Source organism: Shewanella sp. QJM3NY_23 (assembly GCF_056173105.1).
The window spans coordinates 173,601-190,443 of record NZ_CM149657.1; the positions used below are offsets into that span (position 1 = coordinate 173,601).

The window sequence follows — 16,843 nt, forward strand, 5'->3', positions numbered from 1 at the left end:
TGAATTGGGGCAAGTATGAAAAACAGGTTAGTACTATTTATTCCGTTGGTATTATTTTTGGTGATGGGAGTATTCCTTTATAAAGGGCTATTCCTTAATCCACAGCAGCTCGATTCAGCTCTTGAAGGAAAGCCTATCCCGGCTTTCCAGCTAGAACGTCTAGAGAATGCGAACGAAATAATTACCAATGAGAGCTTAAAAGGCCAGGTGTCATTACTCAATGTATGGGCGACATGGTGCCCATCTTGTAAGTATGAGCATCCGCATCTAATGCGGTTAGCAAGACAAAACATCTTGCCTATCTATGGTATTAACTATCGTGACGAGCGCCCTTTAGCGATCCGCGAACTTAGCCGAGAAGGAGACCCCTACACCAAGAACATTTTCGACCATGACGGTCGTCTAGGTTTAGATCTTGGGGTCTATGGTGCACCAGAAAGCTATTTAGTCGATCACAACGGTATCATTCGTTACCGCTATGCAGGTCCGATAGACATGCGAGTGTGGAACGAAACACTCTATCCAATGATTCAAGAGCTACAAGCTCAAGCTAGAGCAGAGGGGGCTTCTTAATGAAAACCTTTATCGCTTTAATTAGTGCGTTATTACTATCAATAAGCGTATTAGGCTCTGCGGTGGCGACACCAGTCGACACCTATGAGTTTAAATCGGTTGATAATCAAAAGCGTGCACTTGAGTTAGCACACTCACTGCGTTGTCCACAGTGTCAAAACCAGAACCTAATCGACTCGAATTCGCCAGTTGCACAAGACTTACGTCTAGAAGTGTATCAAATGGTTGATGCTGGCAAGGCGGATGAAGAGATCATTAACTTCATGACCAGTCGATATGGTGAATTTGTATTATATAAGCCTAAAATGGAAGCCAAGACCTATGTATTATGGCTTGGCCCTATTGGCTTATTACTGATTGGTTTATTAATTGGTTTTATCTTTGTTCGTAAACAACGTATATCAGGTGCTGTAGAGCAAGAGATCAGCGCTGAAGATCAAGCGGAACTAGACAAACTACTTAAGCGAGCATCAAAATGAGTAAGTCCTTTGCTGCAGTTCTTGTAGCCTTGTTATCAATGGCACCATTGTTTGCCGCAAATGTACAAGCTTATCCAGGGATGCAGCAACAGGCACAAGGGCAAGTGCAATCGAGTGTCGATCGTATCAACGTGTTGCCTAAGTCCTATCCGATCGATGTGGTTGCCTTTTCAGATCGAAATGGTAAGGCTATCGATTTTAGCCAATATCGTGGTCAAGTCATCATGGTTAACATGTGGGCAACTTGGTGCCCACCATGTGTTCGTGAATTACCCGCACTCGATCGTTTTAAAACTAAGTTCGATCAAAGTAAATTTACCGTATTACCTATCTCTATCGATATCGATGGCACCGCCAAGGTTGAACCTTTTTTAAAGTCATTGGATATGGAAGGATTTAAAACCTACTATGATCCTCAACAGGCATTAAGTGAAGTGTTCCCTTTAGATACAATACCCGCCACCTTTATCCTTAATGGTAAAGGTGAACTTATTGCGTTCGTCAGAACCTTTGTCGACTGGGATGATGCTAAAGCGGTAGAGTTGATTAATGGCTTTATCGAACAAGAGAGCATTAAATAGCCTTAAAACAGTTGATTTGATGTAAATCCAAACAGAAAAGATCGCATTTGCCTAAAAGATCGGCATGCGATCTTTTTTATTATAAAAAGCCCTTGCGCCCAACCGAGAACTGCCTATAATGCGCATCCACTGACACGGCACAGCAGGCCAACTGCCTAGGTAGTACGGGACTTGCAGCGGTGTTAGCGAGTTAAACTCTTCGGAGATTTAATTCAGGTGACAAGCGCTTTTAAGGGCTTCGATTGATGACTTCTGTTTAAGAAATCATCGCTTGGAAAACTTCTTAAGATAAGCACTTGACGCCAACAACCGGACGTGTAGAATACGCATCCCTAAGCCAACGACCTAGCGTCAACGGCAGCTAACTTAACGCATTAATTGCTCTGATGTTAGCAACGCTCTTTAACAAGATGGAACAAGAAATCTGTGTGGACACTCACAGGTGTTGAGTTAATCGAAATTGCCTAACCTTCGGGTTGGCAATCAAAGAATTAAATCAACCAATTCTTTCACTTTCTCTCACGAGAGGTGATGAGTGTTCATAGCAATATGTACAAAGAATTAATCGCAAGATTAGTTCGAACAGAATTCGTTGAGCCGTTTGACGTAAGTCAAACAACAAAACTTTAATTGAAGAGTTTGATCATGGCTCAGATTGAACGCTGGCGGCAGGCCTAACACATGCAAGTCGAGCGGTAACAGGAAGAAAGCTTGCTTTCTTTGCTGACGAGCGGCGGACGGGTGAGTAATGCCTAGGGAACTGCCCAGTCGAGGGGGATAACAGTTGGAAACGACTGCTAATACCGCATACGCCCTACGGGGGAAAAGAGGGGACCTTCGGGCCTTCTGCGATTGGATGTACCTAGGTGGGATTAGCTAGTTGGTGAGGTAATGGCTCACCAAGGCGACGATCCCTAGCTGTTCTGAGAGGATGATCAGCCACACTGGGACTGAGACACGGCCCAGACTCCTACGGGAGGCAGCAGTGGGGAATATTGCACAATGGGCGCAAGCCTGATGCAGCCATGCCGCGTGTGTGAAGAAGGCCTTCGGGTTGTAAAGCACTTTCAGCGAGGAGGAAAGCTTAAGCGTTAATAGCGTTTAGGTGTGACGTTACTCGCAGAAGAAGGACCGGCTAACTTCGTGCCAGCAGCCGCGGTAATACGAGGGGTCCAAGCGTTAATCGGAATTACTGGGCGTAAAGCGTACGCAGGCGGTTTGTTAAGCGAGATGTGAAAGCCCCGGGCTCAACCTGGGAATTGCATTTCGAACTGGCAAACTAGAGTCTTGTAGAGGGGGGTAGAATTTCAGGTGTAGCGGTGAAATGCGTAGAGATCTGAAGGAATACCGGTGGCGAAGGCGGCCCCCTGGACAAAGACTGACGCTCAGGTACGAAAGCGTGGGGAGCAAACAGGATTAGATACCCTGGTAGTCCACGCCGTAAACGATGTCTACTCGGAATTTGGTGTCTTGAACACTGGGTTCCCAAGCTAACGCATTAAGTAGACCGCCTGGGGAGTACGGCCGCAAGGTTAAAACTCAAATGAATTGACGGGGGCCCGCACAAGCGGTGGAGCATGTGGTTTAATTCGATGCAACGCGAAGAACCTTACCTACTCTTGACATCCAGAGAATTCGCTAGAGATAGCTTAGTGCCTTCGGGAACTCTGAGACAGGTGCTGCATGGCTGTCGTCAGCTCGTGTTGTGAAATGTTGGGTTAAGTCCCGCAACGAGCGCAACCCTTATCCTTATTTGCCAGCACGTAATGGTGGGAACTTTAGGGAGACTGCCGGTGATAAACCGGAGGAAGGTGGGGACGACGTCAAGTCATCATGGCCCTTACGAGTAGGGCTACACACGTGCTACAATGGCAAGTACAGAGGGTTGCAAAGCCGCGAGGTGGAGCTAATCTCACAAAGCTTGTCGTAGTCCGGATTGGAGTCTGCAACTCGACTCCATGAAGTCGGAATCGCTAGTAATCGTGGATCAGAATGCCACGGTGAATACGTTCCCGGGCCTTGTACACACCGCCCGTCACACCATGGGAGTGGGCTGCACCAGAAGTAGATAGCTTAACCTTTCGGGGAGGGCGTTTACCACGGTGTGGTTCATGACTGGGGTGAAGTCGTAACAAGGTAGCCCTAGGGGAACCTGGGGCTGGATCACCTCCTTACCTATACGACTAACTCAATATTTGCTGAGTGTTCACACAGATAACTTGTTCTTGTTAGAGCAGGTGGCACGTCTTAACGGCGATGCTTGTTCTTTAAAAATTTGGAAAGCTGATAGTGTTAATGTGAAAGGGATAGTGACGTACTTGTACGTGATTATTTGTAGCATTGACGCGAAAATTAAAATTGAGTTCTCAAACACTTAAATCAAGTGCCGAATCATTGTAATGATGATTCATGAGTATTCTTTTGGCGAAAGTAAACACCATTAGTTGCGATACACCCATCAAGCTTACCCGCTTGATAAAGTTTGTTTCCTTGTGAAACTCATTTGGGTTGTATGGTTAAGTGACTAAGCGTATACGGTGGATGCCTTGGCAGTCAGAGGCGATGAAGGACGTAGTAACTTGCGAAAAGCGTTGGCGAGCTAGTAACAAGCATTTGAGCTAACGATGTCCGAATGGGGAAACCCACATGCATAAGCATGTATCACAACATGAATACATAGTGTTGTGAGGCGAACCCGGGGAACTGAAACATCTAAGTACCCGGAGGAAAAGAAATCAACCGAGATTCCCCTAGTAGCGGCGAGCGAACGGGGATTAGCCCTTAAGCGTAGAGGGTGTTAGTGGAATGTGTTGGAAAGCACAGCGGCACAGGGTGATAGCCCCGTACATGAAAACTAACTTTACGTGAAAACGAGTAGGACGGGACACGTGACATCTTGTCTGAACATGGGGGGACCATCCTCCAAGGCTAAATACTCCTGACTGACCGATAGTGAACCAGTACCGTGAGGGAAAGGCGAAAAGAACCCCTGTGAGGGGAGTGAAATAGAACCTGAAACCGTATACGTACAAGCAGTGGGAGCGGTTCTTGAGACCGTGACTGCGTACCTTTTGTATAATGGGTCAGCGACTTACATTTTGTAGCGAGGTTAAGCGAATAGCGGAGCCGTAGGGAAACCGAGTGTTAACTGCGCGTTTAGTTGCAAGGTGTAGACCCGAAACCCGGTGATCTAGCCATGGGCAGGTTGAAGGTTGAGTAACATCAACTGGAGGACCGAACACACGTATGTTGAAAAATGCGGTGATGACTTGTGGCTGGGGGTGAAAGGCCAATCAAACCGGGAGATATCTGGTTCTCCTCGAAAGCTATTTAGGTAGCGCCTCGAGCGAATACCATTGGGGGTAGAGCACTGTTAAGGCTAGGGGGTCATCCCGACTTACCAACCCTTTGCAAACTCCGAATACCAATGAGTACTACTCGGGAGACACACGGCGGGTGCTAACGTCCGTCGTGAAAAGGGAAACAACCCAGACCATCAGCTAAGGTCCCAAAGTTATTGCTAAGTGGGAAACGATGTGGGAAGGCTTAGACAGCTAGGATGTTGGCTTAGAAGCAGCCATCATTTAAAGAAAGCGTAATAGCTCACTAGTCGAGTCGGCCTGCGCGGAAGATTTAACGGGGCTAAGCAATACACCGAAGCTATGGGTACTAGCGCTTGCGCTAGTGCGGTAGAGGAGCGTTCTGTAAGCCGTTGAAGGTGAAGGGGTAACCCACGCTGGAGGTATCAGAAGTGCGAATGCTGACATGAGTAACGATAAAGGGGGTGAAAAACCCCCTCGCCGAAAGACCAAGGGTTCCTGTCCAATGTTAATCAGGGCAGGGTGAGTCGACCCCTAAGGCGAGGCCGAAAGGCGTAGTCGATGGGAAACAGGTTAATATTCCTGTACTTCTGCTAACTGCGATGGAGAGACGGAGAAGGCTAGGCTAGCGCGGCGTTGGTTGTCCGCGTTTAAGGCTGTAGGTGGTGCACTTAGGCAAATCCGGGTGCACATACACTGAGAGTTGATGACGAGGTTCTACGGAACTGAAGTAGTTGATGCCATGCTTCCAGGAAAATCTTCTAAGCTTCAGGTTAGCAGGAATCGTACCCCAAACCGACACAGGTGGTTGGGTAGAGAATACCAAGGCGCTTGAGAGAACTCGGCTGAAGGAACTAGGCAAAATGGTACCGTAACTTCGGGAGAAGGTACGCTCCTGTTGGTGATGAGACTTGCTCTCTAAGCTGACGGGAGTCGCAGATACCAGGTGGCTGCAACTGTTTATCAAAAACACAGCACTGTGCAAACTCGCAAGAGGAAGTATACGGTGTGACGCCTGCCCGGTGCCGGAAGGTTAATTGATTGGGTTATCTTCGGAGAAGCTCATGATCGAAGCCCCGGTAAACGGCGGCCGTAACTATAACGGTCCTAAGGTAGCGAAATTCCTTGTCGGGTAAGTTCCGACCTGCACGAATGGCGTAATGATGGCCACGCTGTCTCCAGCCGAGACTCAGTGAAGTTGAAATTGCGGTGAAGATGCCGTATACCCGCGGCTAGACGGAAAGACCCCGTGAACCTTTACTATAGCTTGGCACTGAACATTGACCCTACATGTGTAGGATAGGTGGGAGACTTTGAAGCAGGAACGCCAGTTCTTGTGGAGTCAACCTTGAAATACCACCCTTGTAGTGTTGATGTTCTAACTCTGGCCCCTGAATCGGGGTTGAGGACAGTGCCTGGTGGGTAGTTTGACTGGGGCGGTCTCCTCCCAAAGAGTAACGGAGGAGCACGAAGGTTGGCTAAGTACGGTCGGACATCGTACGGTTAGTGCAATGGCATAAGCCAGCTTAACTGCGAGACATACACGTCGAGCAGGTGCGAAAGCAGGTCATAGTGATCCGGTGGTTCTGAATGGAAGGGCCATCGCTCAACGGATAAAAGGTACTCCGGGGATAACAGGCTGATACCGCCCAAGAGTTCATATCGACGGCGGTGTTTGGCACCTCGATGTCGGCTCATCACATCCTGGGGCTGAAGTCGGTCCCAAGGGTATGGCTGTTCGCCATTTAAAGTGGTACGCGAGCTGGGTTCAGAACGTCGTGAGACAGTTCGGTCCCTATCTGCCGTGGGCGTTGGATGATTGAAGGGAGCTGCTCCTAGTACGAGAGGACCGGAGTGGACGAACCGCTGGTGTTCGGGTTGTCATGCCAATGGCATTGCCCGGTAGCTACGTTCGGAATCGATAACCGCTGAAAGCATCTAAGCGGGAAGCGAGCCCTAAGATGAGTCATCCCTAGGACTTTAAGTCCTCTAAAGGGCCGTAGGAGACTACTACGTTGATAGGCAAGGTGTGTAAGCGTTGTGAGGCGTTGAGCTAACTTGTACTAATGACCCGTGAGGCTTAACCATACAACCCAAAAGGGTTTCAGTTAATGGTTAACTTTAGCGAAAGAATACCGCCACTTGATTTAGTGTGACTCAATTTTAAACTCTCTTGCTTCTTGAAATACAGAGCCGAGAGCAGCTTTCTAGATTTTTTACCTTTAGCTTTTAAAAAGCTGAAAGTAATAGCCCAAATTTGTCTGGAAACCATAGCATTGTGGTACCACCTGATCCCATCCCGAACTCAGAAGTGAAACGCAATCGCGCCGATGGTAGTGTGGGGTCTCCCCATGTGAGAGTAGGTCATTTCCAGACGCCTAATAAGCTCAATAGAGCACGTCTCCTAGCCATGACACGCTAGCGACGATAAAAGAATTTAGACTTCGGTCTAAAGGAGCGGTAGTTCAGTTGGTTAGAATACCGGCCTGTCACGCCGGGGGTCGCGGGTTCGAGTCCCGTCCGCTCCGCCAACATTACGATAAGCCCTTAGCAGCAATGCTAAGGGCTTTTTCGTATTTGTTTCTCAGAGAAATGATAACGATGGTACTAAGTGTAGTGCGTAAGGCGTTGCTAAAGCAGCGGTCACTCTCGAGCGTCCATGGTCTACGTGACATTGGTGCATTCATGCACTTAGTCGTTCAGCTGGAACAACTATGTTGCCGACATTGTTTGGCATTCACCCTATCCCAAGTGTTTATGGCTCTTTAGAATACCAATCACATTAATGTTGTGATCTAATACCGGCTCAAGAAGGAAGCCATTATTAAGCTCGTCTTTCCCAAGTCAATTAAGCCCACATCTAACGCTAGGCTCAGAATGCGTTACCTCAATGTATTCCATTTCATTGAAGGTAAAAAGCAGTATAGAAATCGCTAAATTTCTTAATGTGAGTCGAATATGTATCAATAAGCGGGTTAAAGCATACCTAGATAGGGGTCTAAGCCCTTCAAGAAAACCTCATTCTAGTAGGTCTTAATCGGTTATCTGAGGAACAGAGGTTGCAAGTAATAGACAGATTCTCAGGGTAGTATCGATATTAATGTGATTACCCGTTGGCGTCAAAAAACCATGGACGCAGTTTATAACGACTTCACACACGGTATTGGCTATTGTGCTTTTCGCGTTCCTATATGAATATAACAAGCAGCATTGTTACTAGATACAAACCAAAAATCACCTTACAGCTAATGCTGTTAAATCTGATGACGGCCGTGTAAAAGGGAAATATATCTTTCTATATTGAGAGATATTTAGGTCTCAAGTATCAGATTTTTGCTAAGCCCCTAGATTTATCGACTATTGCATTAAATTAGGTTGTAGTTGGATCTCGATCCGCTTTAAGCCCCAAAACAGTCAATAGAAGCCCAAGAAGCTTTTAAACAAATTCCGAATGGGAACGATCCTTAAGATCTCTGAGCATGCTGCGCTAAAAGACGTCCGAATATGCGCAGAGAAAGGAACACGCCTAGAGCGGTGCAATAACAGCAGTTTGAGTACGCGCATTTATTTGGGTCAGTATGTGTCACGACATGACAAGCTGAAGCCATAGTCACTCCTGTAAGCAATAGCGAAGGAATGAAGGAGCGACTCAAACTCATTTCACAAGCTACACCGACAGTGTAGTCATTATGGATCAGGCAAGCTGGCATAAAAGCGCTCTCGCAGATGAATTTGAAAACCTCACCATCATGCATATAGAGCCCTATTGGCCAGAGCTCCATCCTACCAAGTCTCAAAACAGAGTTATTTCACTTTGTTTTTGAGACTTGGTTAATCCGATAAACTAAATTAATGGAATTGGTATAACCTTGTGCTCACTCCTTGACCTCTTCACTATCACTGTCAATGCGTCCAAGCCATAGCGTGGCGAAATAAGTGCTTCAACTCTCGGTTAAGTTTAATCAGGATAGCTAATTGCCGTTGCTATACACAATATGCGATGTTGTAGGAGGCTATTACTATATGCCGAAAACCTTGTTTGGCTGTGATAGCAGTGCATTGAGTTTGATTGGTTTATGCGTATGGTTGTGATTTTGTGGGTAAACCTGTGCGTAACTAGTGCAAGGTATGTGCTTAAGTGAGGTATAAAAACTAATTACTTTTTTAGTGGAAAAAGCCCTTGCGCCTAACCGAGAACTGCCTATAATGCGCATCCACTGACACGGCACAGCAGGCCAACTACCTAGGTAGTACGGGACTTGCAGCTAAGTCAGTATCTCTTTTAACAAAGAGATGCGAGTTAAACTCTTCGGAGATTTAATTCAGGTGATAAGCGCTTTTAAGAGCTTCGATTGATGACTTCTGTTTAAGAAAACATCGCTTGGAAAACTTCTTAAAATAAGCACTTGACGCCAACAACGGGACGTGTAGAATACGCATCCCTAAGCCAACGACCTAGCGTCAACGGCAGCTAACTTAACGCATTAATTGCTCTGATGTTAGCAGCGCTCTTTAACAAGATGGAACAAGAAATCTGTGTGGACACTCACAGGTGTTGAGTTAATCGAAATTGCCTATCCTTCGGGTTGGCAATCAAAGAATTAAATCAACCAATTCTTTCACTTTCTCTCACGAGAGGTGATGAGTGTTCATAGCAATATGTACAAAGAATTAATCGCAAGATTAGTTCGAACAGAATTCGTTGAGCCGTTTGACGTAAGTCAAACAACAAAACTTTAATTGAAGAGTTTGATCATGGCTCAGATTGAACGCTGGCGGCAGGCCTAACACATGCAAGTCGAGCGGTAACAGGAAGAAAGCTTGCTTTCTTTGCTGACGAGCGGCGGACGGGTGAGTAATGCCTAGGGAACTGCCCAGTCGAGGGGGATAACAGTTGGAAACGACTGCTAATACCGCATACGCCCTACGGGGGAAAAGAGGGGACCTTCGGGCCTTCTGCGATTGGATGTACCTAGGTGGGATTAGCTAGTTGGTGAGGTAATGGCTCACCAAGGCGACGATCCCTAGCTGTTCTGAGAGGATGATCAGCCACACTGGGACTGAGACACGGCCCAGACTCCTACGGGAGGCAGCAGTGGGGAATATTGCACAATGGGCGCAAGCCTGATGCAGCCATGCCGCGTGTGTGAAGAAGGCCTTCGGGTTGTAAAGCACTTTCAGCGAGGAGGAAAGCTTAAGCGTTAATAGCGTTTAGGTGTGACGTTACTCGCAGAAGAAGGACCGGCTAACTTCGTGCCAGCAGCCGCGGTAATACGAGGGGTCCAAGCGTTAATCGGAATTACTGGGCGTAAAGCGTACGCAGGCGGTTTGTTAAGCGAGATGTGAAAGCCCCGGGCTCAACCTGGGAATTGCATTTCGAACTGGCAAACTAGAGTCTTGTAGAGGGGGGTAGAATTTCAGGTGTAGCGGTGAAATGCGTAGAGATCTGAAGGAATACCGGTGGCGAAGGCGGCCCCCTGGACAAAGACTGACGCTCAGGTACGAAAGCGTGGGGAGCAAACAGGATTAGATACCCTGGTAGTCCACGCCGTAAACGATGTCTACTCGGAATTTGGTGCCTTGAGCACTGGGTTCCCAAGCTAACGCATTAAGTAGACCGCCTGGGGAGTACGGCCGCAAGGTTAAAACTCAAATGAATTGACGGGGGCCCGCACAAGCGGTGGAGCATGTGGTTTAATTCGATGCAACGCGAAGAACCTTACCTACTCTTGACATCCAGAGAATTCGCTAGAGATAGCTTAGTGCCTTCGGGAACTCTGAGACAGGTGCTGCATGGCTGTCGTCAGCTCGTGTTGTGAAATGTTGGGTTAAGTCCCGCAACGAGCGCAACCCTTATCCTTATTTGCCAGCACGTAATGGTGGGAACTTTAGGGAGACTGCCGGTGATAAACCGGAGGAAGGTGGGGACGACGTCAAGTCATCATGGCCCTTACGAGTAGGGCTACACACGTGCTACAATGGCAAGTACAGAGGGTTGCAAAGCCGCGAGGTGGAGCTAATCTCACAAAGCTTGTCGTAGTCCGGATTGGAGTCTGCAACTCGACTCCATGAAGTCGGAATCGCTAGTAATCGTGGATCAGAATGCCACGGTGAATACGTTCCCGGGCCTTGTACACACCGCCCGTCACACCATGGGAGTGGGCTGCACCAGAAGTAGATAGCTTAACCTTCGGGAGGGCGTTTACCACGGTGTGGTTCATGACTGGGGTGAAGTCGTAACAAGGTAGCCCTAGGGGAACCTGGGGCTGGATCACCTCCTTACCTATACGACTAACTTAATGTTTGTTGAGTGTTCACACAGATAACTTGTTCTTGTTAGAGCAGGTGGCACGTCTTAACGGCGATGCTTGTTCTTTAAAAATTTGGAAAGCTGATAGTGTTAATGTGAAAGGGATAATGACGTACTTGTACGTGGTTATTTGTAGCATTGACGCGAAAATTAAAATTGAGTTCTCAAACACTTAAATCAAGTGCCGAATTATTGTAATGATGATTCATGAGTATTCTTTTGGCGAAAGTAAACACCATTAGTTGCGATACACCCATCAAGCTTACCCGCTTGATAGGATGTGTTTTGTAAACATTAGTTTGTGAAACTCATTTGGGTTGTATGGTTAAGTGACTAAGCGTATACGGTGGATGCCTTGGCAGTCAGAGGCGATGAAGGACGTAGTAACTTGCGAAAAGCGTTGGCGAGCTAGTAACAAGCATTTGAGCTAACGATGTCCGAATGGGGAAACCCACATGCATAAGCATGTATCACAACATGAATACATAGTGTTGTGAGGCGAACCCGGGGAACTGAAACATCTAAGTACCCGGAGGAAAAGAAATCAACCGAGATTCCCCTAGTAGCGGCGAGCGAACGGGGATTAGCCCTTAAGCGTAGAGGGTGTTAGTGGAATGTGTTGGAAAGCACAGCGGCACAGGGTGATAGCCCCGTACATGAAAACTAACTTTACGTGAAAACGAGTAGGACGGGACACGTGACATCTTGTCTGAACATGGGGGGACCATCCTCCAAGGCTAAATACTCCTGACTGACCGATAGTGAACCAGTACCGTGAGGGAAAGGCGAAAAGAACCCCTGTGAGGGGAGTGAAATAGAACCTGAAACCGTATACGTACAAGCAGTGGGAGCGGTTCTTGAGACCGTGACTGCGTACCTTTTGTATAATGGGTCAGCGACTTACATTTTGTAGCGAGGTTAAGCGAATAGCGGAGCCGTAGGGAAACCGAGTGTTAACTGCGCGTTTAGTTGCAAGGTGTAGACCCGAAACCCGGTGATCTAGCCATGGGCAGGTTGAAGGTTGAGTAACATCAACTGGAGGACCGAACACACGTATGTTGAAAAATGCGGTGATGACTTGTGGCTGGGGGTGAAAGGCCAATCAAACCGGGAGATATCTGGTTCTCCTCGAAAGCTATTTAGGTAGCGCCTCGAGCGAATACCATTGGGGGTAGAGCACTGTTAAGGCTAGGGGGTCATCCCGACTTACCAACCCTTTGCAAACTCCGAATACCAATGAGTACTACTCGGGAGACACACGGCGGGTGCTAACGTCCGTCGTGAAAAGGGAAACAACCCAGACCATCAGCTAAGGTCCCAAAGTTATTGCTAAGTGGGAAACGATGTGGGAAGGCTTAGACAGCTAGGATGTTGGCTTAGAAGCAGCCATCATTTAAAGAAAGCGTAATAGCTCACTAGTCGAGTCGGCCTGCGCGGAAGATTTAACGGGGCTAAGCAATACACCGAAGCTATGGGTACTAGCGCTTGCGCTAGTGCGGTAGAGGAGCGTTCTGTAAGCCGTTGAAGGTGAAGGGGTAACCCACGCTGGAGGTATCAGAAGTGCGAATGCTGACATGAGTAACGATAATGGGGGTGAAAAACCCCCACGCCGAAAGACCAAGGGTTCCTGTCCAATGTTAATCAGGGCAGGGTGAGTCGACCCCTAAGGCGAGGCCGAAAGGCGTAGTCGATGGGAAACAGGTTAATATTCCTGTACTTCTGCTAACTGCGATGGAGAGACGGAGAAGGCTAGGCTAGCGCGGCGTTGGTTGTCCGCGTTTAAGGCTGTAGGTGGTGCACTTAGGCAAATCCGGGTGCACATACACTGAGAGTTGACGACGAGGTTCTACGGAACTGAAGTAGTTGATGCCATGCTTCCAGGAAAATCTTCTAAGCTTCAGGTTAGCAGGAATCGTACCCCAAACCGACACAGGTGGTTGGGTAGAGAATACCAAGGCGCTTGAGAGAACTCGGCTGAAGGAACTAGGCAAAATGGTACCGTAACTTCGGGAGAAGGTACGCTCCTGTTGGTGATGAGACTTGCTCTCTAAGCTGACGGGAGTCGCAGATACCAGGTGGCTGCAACTGTTTATCAAAAACACAGCACTGTGCAAACTCGCAAGAGGAAGTATACGGTGTGACGCCTGCCCGGTGCCGGAAGGTTAATTGATTGGGTTATCTTCGGAGAAGCTCATGATCGAAGCCCCGGTAAACGGCGGCCGTAACTATAACGGTCCTAAGGTAGCGAAATTCCTTGTCGGGTAAGTTCCGACCTGCACGAATGGCGTAATGATGGCCACGCTGTCTCCAGCCGAGACTCAGTGAAGTTGAAATTGCGGTGAAGATGCCGTATACCCGCGGCTAGACGGAAAGACCCCGTGAACCTTTACTATAGCTTGGCACTGAACATTGACCCTACATGTGTAGGATAGGTGGGAGACTTTGAAGCAGGAACGCCAGTTCTTGTGGAGTCAACCTTGAAATACCACCCTTGTAGTGTTGATGTTCTAACTCTGGCCCCTGAATCGGGGTTGAGGACAGTGCCTGGTGGGTAGTTTGACTGGGGCGGTCTCCTCCCAAAGAGTAACGGAGGAGCACGAAGGTTGGCTAAGTACGGTCGGACATCGTACGGTTAGTGCAATGGCATAAGCCAGCTTAACTGCGAGACATACACGTCGAGCAGGTGCGAAAGCAGGTCATAGTGATCCGGTGGTTCTGAATGGAAGGGCCATCGCTCAACGGATAAAAGGTACTCCGGGGATAACAGGCTGATACCGCCCAAGAGTTCATATCGACGGCGGTGTTTGGCACCTCGATGTCGGCTCATCACATCCTGGGGCTGAAGTCGGTCCCAAGGGTATGGCTGTTCGCCATTTAAAGTGGTACGCGAGCTGGGTTCAGAACGTCGTGAGACAGTTCGGTCCCTATCTGCCGTGGGCGTTGGATGATTGAAGGGAGCTGCTCCTAGTACGAGAGGACCGGAGTGGACGAACCGCTGGTGTTCGGGTTGTCATGCCAATGGCATTGCCCGGTAGCTACGTTCGGAATCGATAACCGCTGAAAGCATCTAAGCGGGAAGCGAGCCCTAAGATGAGTCATCCCTAGGACTTTAAGTCCTCTAAAGGGCCGTAGGAGACTACTACGTTGATAGGCAAGGTGTGTAAGCGTTGTGAGGCGTTGAGCTAACTTGTACTAATGACCCGTGAGGCTTAACCATACAACCCAAAAGGGTTTCCAGTTAATGGTTAACTTTAGCGAAAGAATACCGCCACTTGATTTAGTGTGACTCAATTTTAAACTCTCTTGCTTCTTGAGATACAGAGCCGAGAGCAGCTTTCTAGATTTTTTACCTTTAGCTTTTAAAAAGCTGAAAGTAATAGCAAAAATTTGTCTGGAAACCATAGCATTGTGGTACCACCTGATCCCATCCCGAACTCAGAAGTGAAACGCAATCGCGCCGATGGTAGTGTGGGGTCTCCCCATGTGAGAGTAGGTCATTTCCAGACGCCTAATACGATAAAGCCCGTTGCTAATGCAACGGGCTTTTTTCGTTTTAGCCTGGAGCTAACCACTCGAACATGGGGAAATAAAAAGTCCGAACGTAGTGAGGCTCAAACCCATGTAGAGTAGGGTGAAGCGTCTGCGCTTATCAAGCGCAGCTTGATGCTGGAGCTGAACGCGGAGAGCTAGATCGAAGCTGACCATGACAGACGCCTAATAAAGCAAAAAGAATCACTCCGATGTCGGTTGATAAATGCCCTATACCATATTGACACTTCCACCATCCTTGGCGATCGACCGCCGCTGAGCGGACTCCTCAGCACTCTGTGTGGGGGATTTTTCGTTTACGAACATGGGGGGATAGTGAGACATCTGCAGTTATCAAACAAAACTTGATACTGGCTTGGTAGTCAATTATTCCTGCAATTTCCTACATCTATATAGTTCTGCGCCAATGGTCATAGTGTGGGCAAGCTCGAAAGGAAAGATAGTCTATAAAGCCCGTTGCTAACGCAGCGGGCTTTTTGTATTTGGGCTTACCTTGTCTGTTTCTAGTAACTATGCTGCTTGCTATATTCATATAGGAGCGTGAAAAGCACAATACAGCCCAAGGCTGCCAACACAGTGTGTGAAGTGGTTATAAACTGCGTCCATGGATTTTTGACGCCGAAGAGTCAACGCATTAATGTCGATACTACCTAGAGGAACTGTCTATTGGTCGAAAATACTATTGCTATTGAATCTTGTGTTGCCTACCTTATGGCAAGATAAGTACGTGGTCTCAAGGGATAGATATGAAAATAGAGATGATTTGCACTGGTGAAGAGGTGCTTTCAGGACAGATTGTAGATACCAATGCCGCGTGGGCAGCCAATGCATTGATGGATCATGGCATAGAGATGCAGCAACGTGTCACCGTTGGCGATAGATTGGATGATTTGGTACAGGTCTTTCAAGAAAGAAGCCAACACGCTGATATTATTTTGGTTAATGGTGGCTTAGGGCCGACCAGTGATGATTTATCTTCGTTAGCTATGGCCAATGCTAAAGGTGAACCATTGGTTGAGTGTGCAGAGTGGCGTGCTCGTCTTGAAGAGTGGTTCACTCGAAATGGTCGTCAAATGCCGCCAAGTAACCTTAAGCAGGCGCTGCTACCTGAGTCGGCAATCATGGTTGATAACCCAGTGGGCACGGCTTGTGGTTTTAGGGTAAAGCTCAATCGAGCTTGGTTATTCTTTACGCCAGGCGTGCCATTTGAATTTAAACGTATGGTTGAAGAGCAATTTATTCCATTTGTTAAGCAACTTAGTGATACCCATGTCGAAGTTGAAGTTTATAAATTATTAACTATTGGCAGTGGTGAATCCGTGTTGGCTAATCAGCTTGAGCAGTTAAGCTTACCGGATGGGCTGACTTTAGGTTATCGCTCGTTTATGCCATATATCGAAATTAAATTATTTGCTCGTGGGGCCGAGGCGATTGCACAATTACCAGAGGTTGTTGCTGTTATAAAGCAGCAGCTCGGTGAGTGTGTGGTGGCGGATAATAGTGATTCATTAGCTAAGGTCGTGCATCAGTTGCTCCTTGAGCAAGCAAGCAGTTTGAGCGTAGCAGAGTCTTGTACGGGAGGCATGATTGCTAACAATCTTGTGGCTTTTGCAGGGAGTTCTGGTTATTTACATCAAGGATTAGTCACTTACAGTAACGAGTCTAAGATAAAGGTGCTCGGGGTCAAATCGACCACACTCGATGAGCATGGGGCCGTCTCAATCGCGACTGTCACTGAGATGGCGCAAGGTGTGCGAGGTCTTTTAAACAGTGATTATGCTTTGGCAACTAGCGGCATTGCTGGCCCAGATGGGGGGACAGAGCAAAAGCCAGTTGGTACTGTCGCTATCGCACTGGCCACGGAAAGTGGCACCTATAGTCAAATGCTCAAGTTTCCGGGACGATCTAGGGAGCTAGTACGCGCCCTAAGCACTGCGGTAGCTTTCGATATGTTACGACGTGCACTGTTACAGCAAGCGGTGATTGTTGATTATGGTTATTACCATAGAGTCGAATAGTGATTAAGGTATA

At 47.8% G+C, this 16,843-nt stretch carries 4 protein-coding genes, 1 tRNA gene and 6 rRNA genes; all 11 read left to right on the forward strand.

Translation table 11 applies throughout. The annotated features are described in order from the left end of the window. Positions 1-15: 15 nt before the first annotated feature. The gene (locus AC0VXX_RS00880) at positions 16-573 is read left to right on the forward strand and encodes a DsbE family thiol:disulfide interchange protein (protein WP_475515518.1); all 558 of its coding nucleotides are present in this window, start codon (positions 16-18) and stop codon (positions 571-573) included. After that, positions 573-1,052, forward strand: a complete 480-nt coding sequence (nrfF, locus tag AC0VXX_RS00885) for a heme lyase NrfEFG subunit NrfF (RefSeq protein ID WP_475515519.1) — start codon at positions 573-575, stop codon at positions 1,050-1,052. The genes AC0VXX_RS00880 and nrfF overlap by 1 nt, the downstream gene beginning before the upstream one ends. Further along, a complete protein-coding gene (locus AC0VXX_RS00890; RefSeq protein ID WP_475515520.1) occupies positions 1,049-1,633 on the forward strand; it encodes a TlpA disulfide reductase family protein in 585 nt (194 codons plus the stop codon). The genes nrfF and AC0VXX_RS00890 overlap by 4 nt, the downstream gene beginning before the upstream one ends. A gap of 627 nt (positions 1,634-2,260) precedes the next feature. Further along, positions 2,261-3,807: ribosomal RNA gene (locus AC0VXX_RS00895) — 16S ribosomal RNA — on the forward strand. A gap of 340 nt (positions 3,808-4,147) precedes the next feature. Continuing rightward, a 23S ribosomal RNA gene (locus tag AC0VXX_RS00900) occupies positions 4,148-7,041 on the forward strand. Between the two features lie 172 nt (positions 7,042-7,213). Continuing rightward, positions 7,214-7,329, forward strand: a 5S ribosomal RNA gene (gene rrf / locus AC0VXX_RS00905). The 16S, 23S and 5S rRNA genes sit together here with 1 tRNA gene alongside, the layout of an rRNA operon. A gap of 78 nt (positions 7,330-7,407) precedes the next feature. Further along, positions 7,408-7,484: transfer RNA gene (locus AC0VXX_RS00910), tRNA-Asp, on the forward strand. 2,206 nt (positions 7,485-9,690) lie between these two features. Further along, positions 9,691-11,235, forward strand: a 16S ribosomal RNA gene (locus AC0VXX_RS00915). A gap of 351 nt (positions 11,236-11,586) precedes the next feature. After that, positions 11,587-14,480: ribosomal RNA gene (locus tag AC0VXX_RS00920) — 23S ribosomal RNA — on the forward strand. Between the two features lie 173 nt (positions 14,481-14,653). Then, positions 14,654-14,769: ribosomal RNA gene (gene rrf, locus AC0VXX_RS00925) — 5S ribosomal RNA — on the forward strand. Between the two features lie 789 nt (positions 14,770-15,558). Then, positions 15,559-16,830 (forward strand): CinA family nicotinamide mononucleotide deamidase-related protein, encoded by a 1,272-nt coding sequence (locus AC0VXX_RS00930; protein ID WP_110458992.1) that lies wholly within the window; start codon positions 15,559-15,561, stop codon positions 16,828-16,830. The last annotated feature ends 13 nt before the right edge of the window (positions 16,831-16,843 follow it).